Origin of the sequence: Cryobacterium breve (assembly GCF_004402375.1) — a bacterium.
GTDB classification, from domain to species: domain Bacteria; phylum Actinomycetota; class Actinomycetes; order Actinomycetales; family Microbacteriaceae; genus Cryobacterium; species Cryobacterium breve.
In genome coordinates this window covers 1-19290 of sequence record NZ_SOGJ01000028.1, presented here as the reverse complement: position 1 = coordinate 19290, position 19290 = coordinate 1, and the positions used below count along the sequence as shown (strand labels likewise).

13 protein-coding genes are annotated in these 19290 nt (G+C 68.0%); 4 read left to right on the top strand and 9 right to left on the bottom strand.

All coding sequences use genetic code 11. From position 1 onward, the window contains the following. Window positions 1-13: 13 nt before the first annotated feature. The 5 genes from E3O65_RS13595 to E3O65_RS13575 all read right to left on the bottom strand — a co-directional run bounded on the left by E3O65_RS13595 (window position 14) and on the right by E3O65_RS13575 (window position 6923). Window positions 14-1213: a ferrochelatase gene (locus E3O65_RS13595; RefSeq protein WP_134364395.1), complete on the bottom strand. Its 1200-nt coding sequence runs from the start codon at window positions 1211-1213 to the stop codon at window positions 14-16. A 53-nt stretch (window positions 1214-1266) separates the two neighbouring features. Then, on the bottom strand, window positions 1267-2460 hold the full coding sequence (locus E3O65_RS13590) for a TIGR04053 family radical SAM/SPASM domain-containing protein (protein ID WP_134364276.1): 1194 nt from the start codon (window positions 2458-2460) through the stop codon (window positions 1267-1269). After that, complete coding sequence (gene hemG, locus E3O65_RS13585) at window positions 2457-3887, bottom strand: protoporphyrinogen oxidase (RefSeq protein WP_166785758.1); 1431 nt, start codon at window positions 3885-3887, stop codon at window positions 2457-2459. Before hemG ends, E3O65_RS13590 begins: the two co-directional genes overlap by 4 nt. A gap of 187 nt (window positions 3888-4074) precedes the next feature. Further along, the gene (locus E3O65_RS13580; protein WP_134364274.1) at window positions 4075-5505 is read right to left on the bottom strand and encodes a pyridoxal phosphate-dependent decarboxylase family protein; all 1431 of its coding nucleotides are present in this window, start codon (window positions 5503-5505) and stop codon (window positions 4075-4077) included. Between the two features lie 389 nt (window positions 5506-5894). After that, the gene (locus E3O65_RS13575; RefSeq protein WP_134364273.1) at window positions 5895-6923 is read right to left on the bottom strand and encodes an NYN domain-containing protein; all 1029 of its coding nucleotides are present in this window, start codon (window positions 6921-6923) and stop codon (window positions 5895-5897) included. 345 nt (window positions 6924-7268) lie between these two features. Between E3O65_RS13575 and E3O65_RS13570 the strand changes: the two genes are divergently transcribed. Both E3O65_RS13570 and ppsA read left to right on the top strand, forming a co-directional pair. Further along, complete coding sequence (locus E3O65_RS13570) at window positions 7269-8087, top strand: pyruvate, water dikinase regulatory protein (RefSeq protein ID WP_134364272.1); 819 nt, start codon at window positions 7269-7271, stop codon at window positions 8085-8087. A gap of 151 nt (window positions 8088-8238) precedes the next feature. Next, a complete protein-coding gene (gene ppsA / locus E3O65_RS13565) occupies window positions 8239-10677 on the top strand; it encodes a phosphoenolpyruvate synthase (protein WP_134364271.1) in 2439 nt (812 codons plus the stop codon). A gap of 58 nt (window positions 10678-10735) precedes the next feature. Here ppsA and E3O65_RS13560 read toward each other — a convergent pair whose 3' ends face one another. The 3 genes from E3O65_RS13560 to E3O65_RS13550 form a co-directional block, all read right to left on the bottom strand. Continuing rightward, a complete protein-coding gene (locus tag E3O65_RS13560; RefSeq protein ID WP_134364270.1) occupies window positions 10736-11494 on the bottom strand; it encodes a TIGR03943 family putative permease subunit in 759 nt (252 codons plus the stop codon). Next, window positions 11484-12506, bottom strand: coding sequence for a permease (locus E3O65_RS13555; RefSeq protein WP_134364269.1), 1023 nt, complete (start codon window positions 12504-12506; stop codon window positions 11484-11486). The genes E3O65_RS13560 and E3O65_RS13555 overlap by 11 nt, the downstream gene beginning before the upstream one ends. Before the next feature lie 81 nt (window positions 12507-12587). Continuing rightward, window positions 12588-14210, bottom strand: coding sequence for an Ig-like domain-containing protein (locus E3O65_RS13550; protein WP_134364268.1), 1623 nt, complete (start codon window positions 14208-14210; stop codon window positions 12588-12590). A gap of 169 nt (window positions 14211-14379) precedes the next feature. On the opposite strand from E3O65_RS13550, the gene E3O65_RS13545 reads away from it, so the two are divergent. Together E3O65_RS13545 and E3O65_RS13540 are read left to right on the top strand one after the other, a co-directional pair. Beyond that, window positions 14380-15159: an HAD family hydrolase gene (locus tag E3O65_RS13545; protein WP_134364267.1), complete on the top strand. Its 780-nt coding sequence runs from the start codon at window positions 14380-14382 to the stop codon at window positions 15157-15159. Continuing rightward, window positions 15156-17663 (top strand): glycoside hydrolase family 65 protein, encoded by a 2508-nt coding sequence (locus E3O65_RS13540; protein ID WP_134364266.1) that lies wholly within the window; start codon window positions 15156-15158, stop codon window positions 17661-17663. The genes E3O65_RS13545 and E3O65_RS13540 overlap by 4 nt, the downstream gene beginning before the upstream one ends. Before the next feature lie 116 nt (window positions 17664-17779). Here the strand turns inward: E3O65_RS13540 and E3O65_RS13535 are convergent, their stop codons facing one another. Further along, complete coding sequence (locus E3O65_RS13535) at window positions 17780-18934, bottom strand: SGNH/GDSL hydrolase family protein (RefSeq protein WP_134364265.1); 1155 nt, start codon at window positions 18932-18934, stop codon at window positions 17780-17782. Window positions 18935-19290 lie beyond the last annotated feature (356 nt).

Here is a 19290-nt window from a genome sequence, read left to right as displayed (position 1 = left end):
GCCGAGCGTACCGTCACCCGCCCGTGACGCCGGCGACGGATGCGGCCGGGTGCTCCGCACCTCGGGCCGGCCCCTTTTCGCAGCATCCCGCCGGGCACGCATCCGGCCACGGTCCGAGCGCGGTGAGCGCGCAGCGTTCCGCCGGCACGGCCGGTGTCAGTCGCTCGAGCAACAGGTCGACGAGCCCCGCGACGAAGACCGGGTGCAGGCCCGGAGTCGACACCCGGGTGAATTCCATATCGTGCGCGGCGGCGGTGGCTGCCGCCTCGGTGTCGAGGTCCCAGGTGACCTCCATATGGTCGGAGATGAAGCCGATCGGCACCACCACGACAGCCCGCGTGCCGGCTTCGGCGAGAACGGTGATGGCGTCGTTGACGTCGGGTTTGAGCCAGGGCATGCCGGGCGGGCCGGACCGCGACTGGAAGACCAGCGACCAGGCCGGTGCAGCGCCGGCCGTCACAGCGACACCCTCCCTGCCGCCTTCTGCAACGACGGCTGCCGAGCCACGGGCCTGTGCGGCGGCAACCGCGGCCATCACCACCTCGGCGACGGCGCGGTGCTGGGCCTCGTAGGCTCCGCCCGCACCGAAGGAGCGTTCGCGGGGCCCACTGCGCTCGGCATCCGCCTGAGGTATGGAGTGCGTCGTGAAGAGCACGTGCAGCTCGGCGGCGGCCAGGCCTTGCCGCTCGAATTCGGCGAGGGCCGACCGCACTCCCAGCACGAAGGGCGTCACGAAGCCGGGATGGTCGAAATAGGGGCGCACCGCATCGATGCACACGGCGTCCCCGGGCAAGGTGGCGCCCCGCGCCTCGGCCAGGTCGTCCCGGTACTGTCGGCAGCTCGAGTAGGAGCTGTACGCGCTGGTCGTGAGGGCGAGCAGCCGGGAGTGGCCGGCCGCGACGGCCTCGGCCACGACGTCTCCCAGGTACGGCGCCCAGTTGCGGTTCCCCCAGTACACCGGCACGACGGTGCCCCGGCCGGCCAGCTCGGCCTGCAGCGCGTCGCGAAGGGCGCGGTTCTGCGCGTTGACCGGGCTCACCCCGCCAGATGCGCGGTAGTGCGTGGCCACGGTTTCAAGGCGGGACTCCGGCACGCCGCGACCTCGGGTGACGTTCCGGAGGAACGGGATGACATCGTCCTGGCCCTCGGGTCCACCGAAGCCGAGCAGGAGCACCGCGTCGTACCCGCGCGCCTCCATCCCGCGCGCCTCCATCCCGCGCGCCTCCACCCCGCGCGCCTCCACCCCGAAACCGGGCCCGGCCACGGTCAGACCTCGACGAGGGTGGGCGCCGCTGTCGCTCCGGGCTGGAACGGGCAAGCAGGGTCCTCACCCAGCGGGTCGCCGCTGGACGCGAACGCGCGTGCCCGGGAACCGCCGCACAGGTCGGAGTACTCGCAGCTGCCGCAGCGACCGCTGAACTCGGTGGCCCGGATCTGCTTCAGCAACGGATTGTCGCGGTAGATCTCGGCCAGCGGGGTGGTACCCACGTTGCCCAACCCGAGCGGCAGGAACCCGGCCGGGTAGACCTCGCCGTCGTAGGCAACGAAGACAATGCCCTTGCCGTCGCGGGTTGAGGCGGTCTGGGCCCGCGGCATCCCCGCCGGCGCACCCATCAGGGTCTCCAGCCGCGCGCTCAGCTCGCGGTACGGCTCGCTGGTCGGGGCAGGGTCACCGGCCCGGCGCCGGGCCACGACCCGGCGGAAGAAGGGCGCCTCGACCGTGCGCACGATGAAGCCGTGCTGGGACGCGTCGAAGAGGAAGTGGCAGATGTCCTCGTGCTCGGCGGGGCTGACGGCCTCGGTCGAGACTCCGCGGCCGACCTGCACGAGAAAGAAGACCTCCCAGATGGCGGCGCCCGCGTTCTTGATCAGGGCGGCGACATCCGCGAGCTCCGCGACGTTGGCGCGCATGACGGTCGTGTTGACCTGCACGGTGAGTCCGGCTTCGGCCAGGGCGCGGATCGCGCGCACGGTGTCGTCGAAGTGCCCGGGAATGCCGCGCACACCCTCGTGGGTCGCGGCCACGGCCCCGTCGAGGCTGATCGACACCGCCTTGACCCCGCTCGCGACGATCCGTTCGATCATCTGCGGGGTGAGGGTCGGCGTGACCGACGGCGAGAGGGCAGTCGGAAGACCCAGGCCGGTGGCGTAGTCGACGAGCTCGAACAGGTCCGGCCGCATCAGGCAGTCTCCACCGGTGAGCACCAGGATCGGGTACGGCCGGCCGAATCCGGCCACCTGGTCGATCAGGTCTTTGCCCTGGGCCGTGGTGAGTTCACCGGGCAGAGCGGCCATGGTCGCGCTGGCCCGACAGTGCTTGCAGGCGAGCGCGCAGGCGCGAGTGGTTTCCCAGAAGACGAGCATGGGCCGCTTCGCGAAGTCCGGTCCGGGCCCGCGGCGCGCCGCCGGCAGGGTGGGCAGCACGCCCGTGTGCCCGAGCGGGATACTGAGGTCGCTCATGCGAGCACCTCGCTCACGGGGCTCGAATCGGTGAGACGCTGCACGAGCCTGTCGGCGGTGCGCTCGGCATCGGCCACGCAGCTGGCCAGCCCGACCCCGCGGTAGGCGGAACCGGTCAAGTAGATCCCCGGCAGCCCGCCGAGGGCCTCCTCGGCAGCGACGAGCCGGGCCTGATGCCCCACGATGTACTGCGGCATCCCCTGCAGCCAGCGTTCGATGTGCTGCTCGGTGGGCCGACCGGTCAGCCCCATGGCTTCGACGAGCTCGGCGTGCACCTGGCTGACCAGCGTGTCCTCATCGAGGTCCAGCCAGCGCTGATCGCGGCGCCGCCCCACCATGCACCGGATGAGCACGGTGGCGTCATCGGCGAGGTGCGGCCACTTGGCGCTGGACCACGTGCATCCAACGATGAGTTTGCCTTCCTCGGGCGGCACCAGGAACCCGGTGCCCGAGAGGTCATGCGCGAAGGCGGAGCGCGGATAGGCCAGGCAGATCGTAGCGACGTCGACGTAGGGGATGCCGGCCAGCGCTGTCGCCAGGTCGGGAGCCTCCTCGCGCACGATACCCGCCGTGACGGATGCGGGGGTTGCCAGAACGACAGCGTCGGCCTCGAGGACCGTGCCATCGCTCAGTGCCACCGCGTAGCCTCCGACGACACGCGACACGGAGACGACGGCCGTGCCGACGCGCACGTCGTCTCCTGCGACGCGGGCGGCCAGTGCGTCGATCAACCGGGCCAGGCCGCCTCGGAGCGTGATGAGGGCCGCGCCGCCGGCACCGCCGGGCTTGGCCGGGGCATTCCTGCGCCGTCGGCGCAATCCGAGGTAGAGGCTGCGATTGTCGCGGGCGAGGGCCTCTATGTCGGGCGCGGTGCTGCGGGCGCTGAGCTCGTCGGCCCGGCCGGCGTGCACACCGCCGAGCAGCGGATCGACCAGGCGGTCGAACACCTGCGCGCCCATGCGCGGCCGCACAAGTTCGGCGATCGTGGGGTCGTCGGGCAGTGCGGCCGGCGCGGCCTTCACCAGGTCCAGGGCCGCGCGGGCGAGACCGAGCGGCGACAGCAACCGGGACCTCATCAGCGGCAGCAGACGGTCGGGGATGCCGAAAAGGGTGCCGGAGGGAAGGCGACGCAGGCGCCCGCGCGACCAGATCCGCGCGCCGGAACCGGCAGGGGCGACGACGAGGTCGGCGAGCCCGAGGTCCTCGATGAGTGCTGCCGCCACGGGCGCCCTGACCATCAGCGCATCCGGACCGACGTCGATGACATGCCCGCCGAACTGCACACTGGAGATCTTGCCGCCCAGCCGGGCACCGTCCTCGACGAGGGTGAGGTGCACCCCGTCGCCGAGCCGGCGATGCAGGTAGTGTGCTGTCGCCAATCCGCTGATTCCGCCGCCGACGATGACGACCCGTGGTTGAGAGAGCACTGTATATTCCTCCAGTTGCCGAGAAATCCGGCGCAACCGGCAACCTGTGGCAATCCTTGTTGCCTTCGATCCTACGACTGTCGTCTCGATCCGCTCTTCACGGCCCGGCGTCAATGGCCACGCTCACCGGACGCATCGCCGCCCGGCGGGCACTGATCGGGCGTGGATTCAGAATCGGAGCCGGTCCTCAAACCCGGTATATTCCCTGGTCTGCATTTTCCGTCGGACGGTCGCGCGGGACCGTAGCCGCGGCGCGCTCCACGGCCGCGACGGCGAGGGCCACGTCATTCGTATCCGTCGACCAGTTGCTCACCGACACCCGCAACACGTCGCGGCCCTGCCAGCGGGAACCCGACATCCAGGCGGTTCCCTCTGCCAGCAGCGCTTCGGTCACCCGGCGGGTGCGCGCGTCGTCTCCGAAGCTGACGCAGACCTGCGTGAAGACCACGTCGTTCCGTACCTCGGCACCGGGGATGAGCGCCAGCCCCTCGGAAATGGCCCGGGCCTGATCGACCAGCCGCTCCACCAGGGCCACGGTGCCCGACCGGCCCAGGGAGCGTAGCGCAGCCCAAACCGGAACGCCGCGCGCCCGGCGGGACAGCTCGGGCACCTTCTCGAAGGGGTCGCCGGGACCGCCGTCGGCTGCCATCAGGTAGCTTGTGTGCACTCCGAAGGAGGACCGCACCTCGGCGGGCCGGGACACGATGGCCATGCCGCAGTCGTAGGGAACGTTGAGGGTCTTGTGCGCGTCGGTGGCCCAGGAATCCGCGGCGCCGAGGCCCGCCAGTTGTTCGCGGTAGCGCGGACTCGCGGCCGCCCACAGGCCGAAGGCACCGTCGACGTGAACCCAGGCGCCGTGCCGGTGGGCGAGGTCGGTGAGTTCGCCCACCGGATCGAAGGCGCCGGAGTGCAGGTTACCCACCTGCAGGCAGACGATCGTGGGACCCGTGCACGCGGCGAGCGCGGCCGCCAGGGCGTCGGGGCGCATCCGGCCCTGGTCGTCGGCCGCCACCACGACAGGGGCACCGAGACCCAGGTAGCGCAGGGCGAGGTCGATCACGGCGTGGCGTTCATCGCCGACCAGAACGGAAACGCGCGGCGACCCGGACAGTCCCCTGCCTGCGACGTCCCAGCCCACCTGACCGAGAACGTGGTCCCTGCCGGCGGCCAGCCCCACGAAGTTGGCCATGGTGGCCCCGGTGGTGAACCCCACGTCGGCGCCCGTCGGCAAGCCGAGCAGGTCAAGGATCCAGCCACCCGCGGCCTCCTCGGCTGCCGCGGTGGCCGGCGTCGCGAAGCGCATCCCGGCGTTCTGGTCCCAGGCGCTGACCAGCCAGTCGGCGGCCAGGGCCGCCGGAAGCGTGCCGCCGATCACCCAGCCGAAGAAGCGGCCCGAGGGCATGGCCATCAGCCCTGGCTCGGCCAGCCGGGCCAGCTCATCGATCACGACTGCCGGGTCCGTCGGCTGAATCGGCAGAGGCGCCGCGAAGCCCGCGGCCAGGGTGTCGGCGTCGGCCTTCGGCCCGACCGGGCGGGTGGGAAGGGAGGCAAGCCACTCCAGCGCATGCACTTTTGCCCGTTCCAGGGCTGGGCGATAGTCCTCAGGGTGAGCTGACATGCCGTGACTTTACGCCCGCCCGGAGACCACCGGAAGAGCGCTGCTCGCCAGGCGTTGGTCGAGTCGTCGCAGCAGATGGGCGTTCAGCGCGGCGGCCATCTCGACGCCGACACGAGCAGCACGAAACCGACCGGAGCCCGACACGCGGCGAGTCGACAGGAACGCTCGGACGGAGGATCGACCCGGCGACCGACAGTCGTGCTCGCGTCATCGTGCGAGACGGTCCGTGGGGAATCTTCTCCGTGCTGGCTCACGTCGGAGCCGTCACCTATTTCGTCTCCATCTCAGACGGCTCCCTCGGGGCATCATCCTCGGGCTGCTGCAGGCGATCGTCTGACCGGTCGACGTGGTCTACGACGCGCTGGTCCAGATGAGCGCCTGATCGGGACTCAGCGTACGACGTTCGCCTCGGGGCGCAGCCGGATGAGCCGATGGGGGCCGTCCTCCTGCAGCTCGGCCACGCCACTGCGCGAGGAGAGAAAATCGGTGAATGAACGGAAGCCGAGCGGCTTCTCGTTGAATGAGGGATCCATCCGGCGCATCTGGTTCTTGACCGACCCGGTGTTCAGCCACTCGTCGTCGTCGCCCTTGGCATGACCGATCTGTAGGGCGCGCACCAGGAGCTCGGTCGCGATGGTCTGCGGGTCGATGTCATCGGCCGGTTCCGGCTCGTCGAATGGCGACTCCTCGGTGTGCGAGAACATCGGAACCATCGTCAGATTGCGGGCTGGCATGGGGGTCGGTTCGGGTTGCGCATCCGCGACTGCGGGCGCGGCGGCCTTCCGGCCCGACGGGTGTTTGTCCACAGTCGCCGCGACCGCAGGCGCACTGGGGGTGACCTTGGCAATTCCGGGCAGGGAGTCATAGTCCTCGAACTCATCACACGCCGCCGCGAGGGAGGTGCTGGTCGAGCCGGCGACGCCGATGCCCACGACGAAGCGGCCGAGCCGCTTCGACTTCTGGGCCAGGGCGATGTAGTCCGAGTCGCCGGCGATGATGATGACGTGGGTGAGGTCCGGCAACCGGAAGAGGTCCTCGACCACGTCGACGGCCAGACGGATGTCTGCACCGTTCTTCGTCCCCCGTGTGGTCGTAGTGAACAGCTGGGTGAGGTCGACGGCGCGCGACATGAGTTGGCGCTGGTAGCTGGCATTCACGGGCACTGACCAGTCGGCGTACGCGCGGTTGACGACCAGCGTGCCGAATGACGCGGCGAAGTCGATGATGGCGTTGAAGTCGACGGTCGCGGCGTTCAGCCGAGCTGCGATGACGGGGTCGGCATCCGCGATCGACCGGTCGAAATTACGGATGCCATCACGCTGGAACGCATTGCGCCCGTGCAGTTGCTGATAGCGCGAGATGACGATGTTGTCGAAGTCGATGTAGAGGCCGACGCGGGCGTCGTTCGGTTCAGTCATGATGGGTTCCTTAGCTACCGGGCAGACGAAGCAGCCGCAACCCGGGTCTTCAGTCTGCTGCGAGCGACGGGGAGACAGCAAGTCGCGGACAGATCCGCCTCGCCCGACGGCGTCAGAATCGCACCATCCTGGGCCCGCGCCTGTTCAGCCGCGGCGCACTGGTCACTCACACATCACGGGGCCGAGTGGGCTGCCGTTCTCGGGCGTCGACCGCCGGCACGTCGGCGTCGGTGGGGCATTCATCTGTCGTCCTCATACGCCCCGCATCGGTCTGCGGTGGCCGGTCACAGGGGGCGCGCGGCGCAACGAGCTGCCCCGGGCAACCGCGGAGGTACACAATGAATCATGGCCAACGACGACCCATGCCCGGTTTTCTTTCTCTCCGACAGCACCGGCATCACGGCGGAAACGCTCGGGAACACCCTGCTGTCCCAGTTCCCCACGGTGGAGTTCGACCGCACGACCATTCCGTTCATCCTGAACGTGGAGCAGGCCCAGGCGGTGGTCGACCTGGTCGACGGGCTGGTGGCGGGCGGCAAGAAGCCGATCGTCTTCTCAACGGCCGTGACCAGCGACATCCGTCACACTCTGGGCACCTGCCGGGCCACACTGATCGACCTGCTCGGCACCCACCTCGGCCAGCTCGAGGGCGCGCTGGCAACCCCGGCCAGCAACGAACCGGGACGCGCACACGGCCTCGGGAACGCAGCCCGGTATCAGTCGCGCATGACGGCCGTCGAATATGCCATGGAACACGACGACGGGCAAAGCCTGCGCGCGCTGGAGAAGGCGCAGCTGATCCTGGTGGCTCCGTCGCGCTGCGGCAAGACACCCACGACCATGTACCTGGCCTTGCAGCACGGCATCTTCGCGGCGAACTTCCCACTGGTCGACGAGGACTTCGAGCGGGAGGGGCTGCCGAAGCCGCTCGAGCCGTTCGTAGACAAGTGCTTCGGCCTCACCACCAACCCCCTGCGGCTGAGCCAGGTGCGCACCCAGCGTCGCGAGGGGTCACCCTACGCCTCCCTGCGTCAGTGCGGATTCGAGCTGCGCAGTGCCGAACGCCTGTATGCCTCCCACGGCATACCGTTCCTGAACTCGGCGAGCATGTCCGTGGAAGAGATGTCGGCCACGATTCTCCAGCAGATGAAACTCAAACGGTAATGGCACACAGGTGAACATGTCTGTCAAGTAAGCAAATCGCGTCCGGGTCGGAGAGACCTGACACTATGGGAGCAGAGGGCTCATCCATAAGGCGAGTCACTCACCCCGGCGGCCGCACCTCTGGCCGCACACCTGCAAAGGAGCAGACAATATGACGACGGACATCCTCTGGTTCTCAGAAATCGGACTTGCTGACCTCGACCGGGTCGGCGGCAAGAACGCCTCCCTCGGTGAAATGGTGCACAACCTGGCGTCGGCAGGCGTCAAAGTGCCTGACGGCTTCGCCACCACTGCGGACTCCTACCGACGCTTCCTCTCCGATTCCGGCCTGGACCAGCGGATCATCGAACGCCTGCGCGGACTCGACATCGACGACGTGACGGAACTGGCCGCGGCCGGCCAGGAGATCCGCGGTCTCATGCGCGACACGCCTTTCCTGCCCGAATTCGAGGCGCAGATCCGCGAGGCCTATTCGGCACTGATGGCGAAGCACGGCGGCTCAGACGACCTCTCCTGGGCGGTGCGGTCCAGCGCGACGGCCGAGGACCTGCCGGATGCCTCCTTCGCCGGCCAGCAGGAGACGTTCCTGAATGTGCGCGGGATCGAGAACATCCTGCCGGCCATCAAGGACGTCTTCGCGTCGCTCTACAACGACCGGGCGATCGCGTACCGGGTGCACCACAACTTCGAGCACGCCGAGGTGGCCCTCTCCGCTGGAGTCCAGCGCATGGTGCGCTCGGACATCGGCTCCTCCGGCGTCATGTTCACCATGGATACCGAGTCCGGCTTCCGCGACGCAGTGTTCATCACCTCCTCGTACGGTCTAGGCGAGGCAGTCGTGCAGGGTGCCGTGAACCCGGACGAGTTCTACGTCTACAAGCCCGCGCTCGAAGCCGGTCGGCCCGCCATCCTCAAGCGCACCCTTGGCGAGAAGGCGCTGCAGATGACCTTCACACAAAACCGCGAAATCGGTCGCACCATCGACTTCGTGCCCGTGGAACCCGGCCTGCGCAACCTGTTCAGCATCACCGACGCCGACGTTGACGAGCTGGCCCGGCACGCCCTCCTGATCGAGGCACACTACGGGCGCCCGATGGACATCGAGTGGGGCAAGGACGGCGTCGACGGCGGCATCTACATTCTGCAGGCCCGCCCCGAGACCGTGCAGTCGCGGGCGACTGGGGTGTTGCAAAGCCGGTTCAAGATGAAGGAGACCGGCAAGGTCCTGGTCGAGGGCCGCGCGATCGGTCAGCGGATCGGGGCCGGGAGCGTGCGCATCCTCTCGTCAATCGACCAGATGGCGAGCTTCGCCACCGGCGACGTGCTCGTTGCCGACATGACCGACCCCGACTGGGAGCCGATCATGAAGCGCGCCAGCGCGATAGTGACCAATCGCGGCGGACGGACCTGTCACGCCGCGATCATCGCCCGCGAACTAGGCATCCCCGCGGTCGTCGGCACCGGGACCGCCACCGATATCCTGTTCGACGGGGTGCCGGTCACGGTGTCCTGCGCCGAGGGCGAGGCCGGTCTGATCTACGAGGGAATCCTCGACTTCGGCATCGAGGAGACCGCGCTGACCACCCTTCCACCTGCCCCGGTCAAGGTGATGATGAATGTCGGCACCCCGGAGCAGGCGTTCACCTTCGCCCAACTGCCCAACCACGGCGTGGGTCTCGCCCGGCTGGAGTTCATCATCAACCGGCAAATCGGCATCCACCCCAAGGCCCTGCTGAATCTGGCGGACCAGCCCGCCGCAGTGGCCCGGGAGATCAACACCCGCATCGCCGCCTACGGCTCCCCGCGCGACTACTACATCAAGCGCCTGGCCGAGGGCGTTTCGACCATCGCGGCCGCGTTCGCGCCGGAGACCGTGATCGTGCGGATGAGCGACTTCAAGTCGAACGAGTACGCCAACCTGATCGGCGGGCCGGCCTACGAGCCGCACGAGGAGAACCCCATGCTCGGGTTCCGCGGCGCGTCGCGCTACCTGGAGCCCTCATTCCGGGACTGCTTCGACCTCGAGTGTGAGGCACTCTCGTTTGTGCGCAACGAAATGGGTCTGACCAACGTCAAGCTGATGATCCCCTTCGTGCGCACCCTCGACGAGGCCGCCGGCGTCATCGAGCTGCTCGCCGAGAACGGGCTGCGCCGCGGGGAGAACGGCCTCGAGATCGTCATGATGTGCGAGCTGCCGGCCAACGCGCTGCTCGCCGATGAGTTCCTGGATTACTTCGACGGGTTTTCGATCGGCTCCAACGACATGACGCAGCTGGCGCTCGGCCTTGACCGCGACTCGGCGATCGTCTCGGGAGGCTTCGACGAGCGCAACCCGGCCGTGAAGAAGCTGCTCAGCATGGCGATCGCGGCCTGCAAGGCCCGCGGAAAATACGTGGGCATTTGCGGCCAGGGTCCCAGCGACCACCCGGACTTCGCCGAGTGGCTCGTCGCCGAGGGCATCGACTCGGTGTCGCTGAACCCTGACACCGTGGTCGACACCTGGCTGCGGCTCGCGGGTGTCACGGCGGGCAGCAACCACTTCGCCGCGGATGGCGCCGCGCCCGCCGGAGGAGAGGGCACGGCCGCCTGACCGCTCACCACCGGCCGGTCGCGAAGTCCACCGGCGCCGTGCGCGACCTCGACGTCATTCAGTACACGTATGGCTCGGCAGGCTGGTCGGTGGGCGTGATCTCGCTCGGGACGAGGGCGATGGCCTCCTCGCTGCTGATGCTCGGGTTGGTGTCGAAGCCGCTCTCGATCGACACCCAGCTGTCGATCGGGTACTCGTCCTGCCAGCCGGGGTAATAAACGGGGATGCCGACCGGCTGCGCGTCGACCGCGCAGCAGGCCACCACGAACCGGGCCAGGAAGAACACGTTCTCCGGGTCACTCGTGTCGGGGGTGACGAAACCGGTCACCGTGGCGGTCTTGTCGGCGAAGAAATCTTCGCCGGCACCCTGGCGCAGCAGTGAAGACCAGTCCCGCACGGTGAAGGAGGAGTAGTCGCCGCCGACGAGGTCGCTCGCCTCGCTCTGCGTCAGGTTTGATGTCGAGCCGTTGAGGTCGCGTTTGGCGACCGTGGCCGTGGTCAGGGTCGCCGGCGGCAGCACCAGGAGCCCCACCGTGGCCGAGGCGATAAGCAGGATACTGCCGGCCGACCAGAGCCACGCCCAGCGTCCCTGGTCGTCATCGGGTAGTGCGTGCTCGTGCTCGGTGGCCGGAAGGAGGGCGAACGCGACCACCACGAGCACCCCGGCGATGAACGCCATGACCAGGGTGAACACGAAGTAGCGGGGGTGGATGTAGAGGCCGAGCTGCCCACTGAATCCCAGCCAGACCGTTGCCACGATGCCGACCACGCTGAGGAGCGCGCCCTGCCAGCGTCGCAGAAGACGTCTAAACGGCATAGTTGATCGCCAATCCGAGCACCGCGGAACAGAGCGCCACAATCAGGGTGAGTTGCACGAGGGTCTTCGCCGTGAAGGTCGTGCGCAGGAGGGCCAGCATCTTGATGTCGATCATCGGGCCGAAGACCAGGAAGGCCACAATCGCGCCGGGGAGGAAGGTCGCGCCGAAGGAAAGGATGAAGAAGGCGTCGACGTTGGAGCAGATCGACACCACGAACGCCAGCCCCATCAGCGCCAGAACCGACCACACCGGGTTGCTGCCGAGTGTCACGAGCACGTCGCGGGAGACGGCGGTCTGGATCAGCCCGGCCAGGCCCGCGCCGATGAAGAGCGCCGGGAGCATCGCGCTGGTCTCCTTGGTGAACAGCGCCGCACTGCGCCGTGCCTTCCCATCGGCCGCATTGTGGCCGTCCCCGAGAGCGCAGGCTTCCCGGAATCGGGGAGTGAGCAGGGACTCAGGTTTCGGATGCCGGCTGTAGATGTAGCCGATCAGGTTGGCGATCAGGAAGCCGCCGGCGATTCGCCAGGCGAGGATGCCACCGTCCCAGCCGAACGCCTGCTGGGTTGTGATGATGGTGACGGGGTTCAGGATCGGCGCGGCGAAGAGGAATGTCATCGATTCCCCGACCGTGAGGCCCTTGGCGATCAGGCCGCGGGCGAGCGGCACGTTGCCGCATTCGCAGACGGGAAGCAGCATTCCCAGCAAGGAGAGCACGACCCGGCGCGCGACCACGTTCTTCGGCAGTCGCCGGAGCAGGAACCCCTCGGGCAGCCAGATCTGAACCCCGATCGAGAGCACGATGCCGAGGAAGACGAACGGCAGCGACTCGATGACCACGCTGATCGACAGAGTGACGAAATCCCGGGCTGTGTCTGCGAGGCTGTCGGCGGGAGGCGCCGGGGCGAAGGCCCGGAGCAGGGTGAGGATCCCGATGATGATGAGGCCGACGTAGAGGCCCCGACCGGGCCTCCGACGTGCAGCTACGGGCCGCACAGCGGTGGTCTGGCTCATATGCATATCTTGTGGTGTTTCGGCTCGGTCGCGCTAGAGGAAGGGAACCATGTGTCGGAGGTGTGTGGCGGCATCCGTCGGTTAACCACACCAGTCAGGAAGAAAACCGGACACACTTCGGCTGCTCGTGCCGCGGTCGAGGTCGACGAGGGTGGTCGTCATGCCCGAGAACGCGGCGAGGGTCGGATACTCATCGGCGAGGCCGGCGGCAGGGATCGTCTCAACGGCGAGGTACTGGCCGTTCGGGGAGACGCAGAAATCCCGCACGCTGGACGACTCCGACGCGGGCGCGAATGCCACACTCGAGTCGTCGGGGTCGGTGACGGCGATCAGGGACGCCAGCTGGTTGATGCCCGTGGTCTCCTGCAGGAATAGGCGGGCGTAGCGCCCCTGCTCGTTCAGCAGCACGACCTTGCCGGGGTAGGCGCTCCGGTCGAGCAGGCTGGGTGCGAGGTCGAGGGTGGTCACGGACCCATCGGCGAGGTCGATGGTGGCGCCCTCGTTCGGGTCGGCGACAACGAGCGCGCGGGTTCCGGGCACGAAATCGCGCAGCTCCGCATGCTGGCCCAGGGGGGTCAGCACGGCGTCGCCGAGCATGTCAACGAGGAACATGCTCAGCTCGGATTTCTGCACGACGAGGGTGGTGGAATCCGGCACGAATACCAGGTCCATGACCGCCATAGGCAGGTCGTCCACCCCGGTGACTTCGACCGGCAGGCCCGAGTACTCGGTCAGGTCGTACACGAAGGGGGTGCGGTCATGGCGGCGGCCCTGGGCATCCGGGCCGCTGGTGAAGGTGTAGGCGATCAGGTATTTCGACGGGGAAGCCCGCAGGTTCTCGATTGTCCCGGCACCCGGCAGCGGCACCTGTACGTTGTCCCCGCCCGCGAACGAGACCACCTCGAGGGTGGCGGCATCGTCGTCGCCCAGCGTGACGGCCGCGAGGTGGGATTCCAGGGCCACGTACTGCTGGATGCGCGGGGCGCTGAACACGACGTCACCGTCACCGCGTCCCAGTAGGGTCGTGCGGCGCACGGTGTCGGGCAGCTTCACACCGGAGTCGCCCAGTCGGCGCTCGCGCTGCAGCGCATAGATATCGATGTCCGGGGTCGTGAACTTGTATTCCAAAGTGGAGGTGGCGCTCTGGGACGTGCCCGCGACATCCGTCACCGTCACTGTATAAACAGTGTTGTAGCGCAGTATTCCCGCGAACTCCACCGTGAGCGCGCGGTCGTTGACGCTGGTGGAGACCTCGGTGGCCGGGCTCACCGAGACCTGGCCGGCCGCGACCTCGGCGAGCGGCAGGTTGGCGGTGAGCAGCAGTCGGGGGTTGCCGCGGGCGACGGAGGCGTCGAGGTTGATCTCAGCCGAGGCCAGGCGGGGTCCCTGGCTGAAATTGGCCGCCGCGAGACCGGCCACCAGCAGCACGAGCACCGCGATCGTGACCGAGAACAGCCGGGTGAAGCGCCGACCTGCTGTTCGAGCGGAGCGCGAGGACTCCGTCGGCGCGGCCGACGCCGGGCTCCCGTGTGGTTCGCGGCTCATCGGACAATCGTACCGGGCTGTTTCCGGGCCACGGCCGAGCCCGGCGACCGAGACGGCGAGCAGTGCGGCGGACGCCAGGCCGATCTGGTCGAACAGGCGCGCCACGGACGCCGACCCGGTGGTGCCGGCCGGAAAAAGAGCGCAGTGGCGTGGGGGCATAGGATCGTGGGTGTATTCAGGCGAATGCAGCCCTAGACCTGGTCCGCATCGTCGTCAATCGCGTTCTCGCCGCGTTGGCGCACATCACGACGATTTCCCCCGATCGAGATCGTGACCCTTTGACCGATCAGACTCCACGTCTGAGGACCTACCGAACAAGGCACCAGCAATGACTTCTACGCGATCTCCCCTGTCGCGCGCGGAAACGCGCGACCGGCTCCTGTCCCTCCGCGGCGTACTCTTCGACCTCGACGGGGTACTGACGCCCACAGCCGATGTGCACATGGCCGCGTGGTCGCGCTTATTCACGCCCTTCCTCGAGGAGCAGGGGGTGAGCCCCTCTTACAGCGACGCCGACTACTTCCGGTACATCGACGGCAAACCCCGCTACGACGGCGTGCGCTCCCTGCTCGACTCACGCGGCATCCTCCTGCCTGACGGCGAACCGGAGGATGGCCCCGAGCTGAACACGGTCTGCGGCCTCGGCAACCGCAAGAATGAGGCGTTCAACGAGACCCTCGCCGAAGACGGCGTGACCCCGTACCCTGGGTCGATCGAGTTCCTCGACTACGTCGTGGCTGCCGGGCTCTTAGTGGCCGTCGTGACCAGTTCACGCAACGGGGAGAAGACCCTCGCGGCCGCCGGCATCCGTGGTCGCTTCGAGATCGTCGTCGACGGCCTGCTGTCCGCCGAGCGCGGACTGGCCGGCAAGCCGGCCCCCGACACCTATGAGCTCGGCGCCGCGCTGCTCGGCCTCAACGCCTCCCAATGCGTCGTCGTCGAAGACGCGCATTCGGGCATCCAGGCCGGTCGCAGCGGTAACTTCGGCCTCGTGCTCGGCGTGGACCGCGGCGTGGGCACGCAGACCCTGCTCGACGCCGGCGCCGACGTCGTCGTGCCTGACCTGCACGACCTTCTCCCCAACGCCGAAACGGAGGCCGGGGCATGAACCGGCACACAGACACGACCGACCCGCTCGACCGCAACCGGTTCCCCATCGACGAATGGGCCCTGGTCGAAAAGGACTTCTCCGGCGACGACATGGGTCGCACCGAGACCCTGTTCGCCGTCGGCAACGGCTACCTCGGCCTGCGCGGCAACGTCGACGAGGGCCGCGACGGCCACGCCCACGGCACCTTCATCAACGGCTTCCACGAGACCTGGCCGATCCGGCATGCCGAAGAGGCCTTCGGCTTCGCGCGCGTCGGGCAGACCATCGTCAACGCGCCGGACGCCAAGATCATCCGCATCTACGTCGACGATGAGCCGCTCGTCCTGACCCTCGCGGACCTGCTCAGCTATGAGCGCCGCCTCGACTTCGCCGGCGGCATCCTCTCCCGCTCCCTTGAATGGCGCACGCCCTCAGGCAAGCGCGTGCTAATCCAGTCTCGCCGCCTGGTGTCGTTCACCGAACGCCACCTCGCGATCCTCGAATACGAGGTCACCATGCTCGACGCCGACGCGTCGGTGGTCATCTCCAGCCAGATCCTCAATCGCCAGGACGGCATCAGCGAGTACGACGCCCCCAAGCCCACCAACGGCAAGGACTTCGACCCCCGCAAGGCCGAGTCCTTCACCGACCGGGTGCTGCGTCCCCGCTTCAAGCGGGCATCCGATGGTCGTTACATCCTCGGTTTTCGCTGCACGAACTCGGGCATGACCATCGCCTGCGCCGCGGACCATCAGCTGGAGACGCTCAACGAGTACGACGAGGCCTCTCACATCGGTGACGACATCGCCAAGCACGTCTACCGCATCAAGGCCAAGCAAGGCCAGTCCATCCGCCTGACCAAGACGCTCAGCTACCACACGTCCACGGGCGTGCCCACACACGAACTCGCCGACCGGTGCGACCGCACGCTCGACCGCGCCGTCGCGGCCGGAACCGAGCACTACGTCGCCGAGCAGCGCGACTGGCTCACCGCTTTCTGGGCGCGAACGGATGTCGAACTCGCCGGCCAGCCTGCCCTGCAGCAGGCCACCCGCTGGAACTTCTTCCAGCTCGCCCAGGCCTCCATGCGGGCCGACGGTCAGGGCGTGTCCGCAAAGGGCGTGTCCGGCTCCGGCTACGGCGGCCACTACTTCTGGGACACGGAAGTGTACGTGCTCCCGTTCCTGACCTACACGTCGCCGAACGCCGCGCGCAACGCGCTGCGGTTCCGGCACGCCATGCTCGATCACGCCCGCGCGCGGGCCACCGAGCTGAACCAGCTCGGCGCACTGTTCCCGTGGCGCACGATCAACGGCCTGGAGTCGTCGGCGTACTACGCCGCCGGCACCGCGCAGTACCACATCGACGCCGACATCGCCTATGCACTCACCCAGTACGTGTCGGCAACCGGCGACGAGGACTTCCTCTCCCGCGAGGCAATCGACATCCTGGTGGAGACGGCCCGCATGTGGGCCGACCTCGGCTTCTGGCGCGGCAACGGCAACGACGTCTTCCACATCCACGGCGTCACGGGGCCCGACGAGTACACCACCGTCGTCAACGACAATCTGTACACGAACATCATGGCCCGGTCGAACCTGCGGGCCGCAGTCAAGGGCGTGCGCCGGCTGCGCGAGGTCGACATCGCCTCCTACGACTTCATGGTCGCCCGTCTCGGACTCGACGAGGCCGAGATCATCGAGTGGTCGTTCGCCGCGGAAGCGATGCACATTCCGTTCGACACGACCCTGGGCATCCATCCGCAGGATGCCCAGTTCCTGGAGAAGGAACGCTGGGACCTGTCACAGACGCCGCCGGCCAACCGTCCCCTTCTGCTGCACTACCACCCCCTCGTGATCTACCGCTTCCAGGTTCTCAAGCAGGCGGATGTCGTTCTCGCGCTCCTGTTGCAGGGCGACGAGTTCACGGCGGAGCAGAAACGCGCCGACTTCGACTACTACGACCCGATCACCACGGGTGACTCGACCCTGTCGGACGTCGTGCAATCGATCATCGCGGCCGAGGTCGGCTACCACGAGCTCGCGCTCAAGTACTTCACCTCGGGCCTGTTCGTCGACCTCGCCGACCTGCACCACAACGCGGCGGACGGCGTGCACGTCGCATCCGCCGGCGGTGTCTGGAGTGCGCTCGTCTACGGCTTCGGCGGAATGCGCGACCACGGCGGCAAAATCACCCTCGACCCGCGTCTGCCCGAGACCTGGGAGGCACTAACCTTCCGCGTCACTCTGCGGGGCACCCGACTGCGCGTGGACGTTCGGCAGACCGAGGTCAACCTCACGGTCGAAGAGGGTGTCGACGTCATGTTGGCCGTGCGCGGCGTCTCCGTCATCGTGCGGATGGGCCTGCCCGTCACCGTTCCGCTGGCCCACCAGGGCCCGCGCGACGCGGGATCACCGTCGCGGGAGCTGGTTGAGGGCGGTCGACGGGCCGACGGCACCGTCATCACGTCGTCGATCCCGACGATCGCGCACACCGCGGAGTTCCTGGAGCCGAACGACTAACTCCGGACACCCGCACTCCGGCAGGAAGCCTGACCTAGGTTCGGCGCGCCCCGGCCGGGAACGGGCCCGGGCGCGAAACCGGGCGTCGACTACCGGGCCTCGGGTGCACCGCCGCGCTAGAGAGCCACCTGGATAGCCTCCGCATAGGCTTGGTAGCCGGCGGGCGTCGGGTGGAAAGCATCCGGGCCGGTGAAGTTGACCCACGAGTCGACGTTGCCGATGGCGTGGCCTGCGAAGGCCGCGGACACATCGACGTATTCGATGCTGGAGTTCGGTCGGGTTGACTGGGCCTGGGCCACGACGCCCTGGATGGTCTCGTTCAGCGCCATCGTGGCTTCGTTGAGCTGGGCGATGAGCGGGTCGGCCGAGGGGGCGAATAACAGCGGGTAGCCGGTGACGACCACGTGGGCCTTCGGGGCGGCCGCCGCGACCTGGGAGTACGTGGTGGCCAGGCGCGCTGCCAGTTCACCGGAATAGAGGAGGGCTCCGGCGGTGGAGATGGCATTCCCGCACGCCACCGGATCTGCGGAGGCGCACACCGCCGCCACCCCGGCCACATTCAGGTCATTGCCGCCCACCGTCAGCGTCACCAGGGTGGTCCCCCGGTTCAGGGACGACAGCTGCGTGGTGGTGACATCCCCTGTCGTGGCCAGGCTGCAGCTGACGTTCCGTAGGAGGTTGGTGCCCTTCACCGCATCGAGGAGAGCCGGGTAGCCGTACGGGCTCTGCAGGCAGCTGTCCGCGTAGCCACCGCCACCCTGCCCGGCCGCATAGGAGTCGCCCAGGGCGACGTATTTGTTGACCGGGGCCGTGGGCGCGGCGGATGCCGGAAGGGCACCCGCAGCTAGCACCCCCGAGGCGGCGAGAACGGCAACGATGACGCTGGACACGACACGGGTTCGGAGTTTCATGGCCCGACTGTACTCGCAACCGCGCGGCGGGCACAGGACTATTTTCGGCGCGACCTCAGCGACTCCGTGAAAGCGGCCCTGCGCCCAGCCGTGACGGCCTACTGAGTCGCTCGGCGCATCCGCTGCCTCGCGCTGAGAACGGTTGAGCTCCCATCTGGCTCGGTCCATGACACCGCCAACGTCGATGAGGATGCATTCCTGCCCTTCCCGGGGCACCAGGCCACTTCGGAGCAGCCGGTCGATCAGCTTCTCGACCAGATCGAGCTGCACGAGCTGCACGAGCTGTTGCAGCGGCTTCGTCAGAAGCCACGGAGAGGTCAGAAACAGCCGAAGCACGACGAGGAGGTCCTCCGCATCCATGGTGCGGGAGAACGCCCCTTCGCCTCACAATTTTGCTCGGCCCCGAGAAGGATGCGATCGGACGCGGTCAGAATTTTCTCGCCGTCGATTTCCAGGCACTCCCGCAGGAGTGACTCGACGAGCATGATCCGCAGTTGCTTGATCCCGCCGCCGCATCCGCCCGCCGCCCGCATTTCTGAACTCCGCGCTAACCAATTCGACGAAGATTTTGCCGCTGTCACCCCGATTCGGGCGAAATCCCTCTGCGTCAAGCTGCTTGTGAGTCACTTCACAAGCAGTAGGAGGCAAGGGAATGTCGATCAGCCCGGGGTTCAACGCGGCGGAGATCCGCGAGTTCGTCCATGAGTACCAAGGGG

Bases quoted from the DNA above. Each gene is read 5' to 3' on its own strand.
- E3O65_RS13595 (WP_134364395.1), bottom strand. From the start codon at position 1,213: ATGGAGGCGCGCGGGATGGAGGCGCGCGGGTACGACGCGGTGCTCCTG.
- E3O65_RS13590 (WP_134364276.1), bottom strand. From the start codon at position 2,460: ATGAGCGACCTCAGTATCCCGCTCGGGCACACGGGCGTGCTGCCCACC.
- E3O65_RS13580 (WP_134364274.1), bottom strand. From the start codon at position 5,505: ATGTCAGCTCACCCTGAGGACTATCGCCCAGCCCTGGAACGGGCAAAA.
- E3O65_RS13575 (WP_134364273.1), bottom strand. From the start codon at position 6,923: ATGACTGAACCGAACGACGCCCGCGTCGGCCTCTACATCGACTTCGAC.
- E3O65_RS13570 (WP_134364272.1), top strand. From the start codon at position 7,269: ATGGCCAACGACGACCCATGCCCGGTTTTCTTTCTCTCCGACAGCACC.
- ppsA (WP_134364271.1), top strand. From the start codon at position 8,239: ATGACGACGGACATCCTCTGGTTCTCAGAAATCGGACTTGCTGACCTC.
- E3O65_RS13560 (WP_134364270.1), bottom strand. From the start codon at position 11,494: ATGCCGTTTAGACGTCTTCTGCGACGCTGGCAGGGCGCGCTCCTCAGC.
- E3O65_RS13555 (WP_134364269.1), bottom strand. From the start codon at position 12,506: ATGAGCCAGACCACCGCTGTGCGGCCCGTAGCTGCACGTCGGAGGCCC.
- E3O65_RS13550 (WP_134364268.1), bottom strand. From the start codon at position 14,210: ATGCCCCCACGCCACTGCGCTCTTTTTCCGGCCGGCACCACCGGGTCG.
- E3O65_RS13545 (WP_134364267.1), top strand. From the start codon at position 14,380: ATGACTTCTACGCGATCTCCCCTGTCGCGCGCGGAAACGCGCGACCGG.
- E3O65_RS13540 (WP_134364266.1), top strand. From the start codon at position 15,156: ATGAACCGGCACACAGACACGACCGACCCGCTCGACCGCAACCGGTTC.
- E3O65_RS13535 (WP_134364265.1), bottom strand. From the start codon at position 18,934: ATGGATGCGGAGGACCTCCTCGTCGTGCTTCGGCTGTTTCTGACCTCT.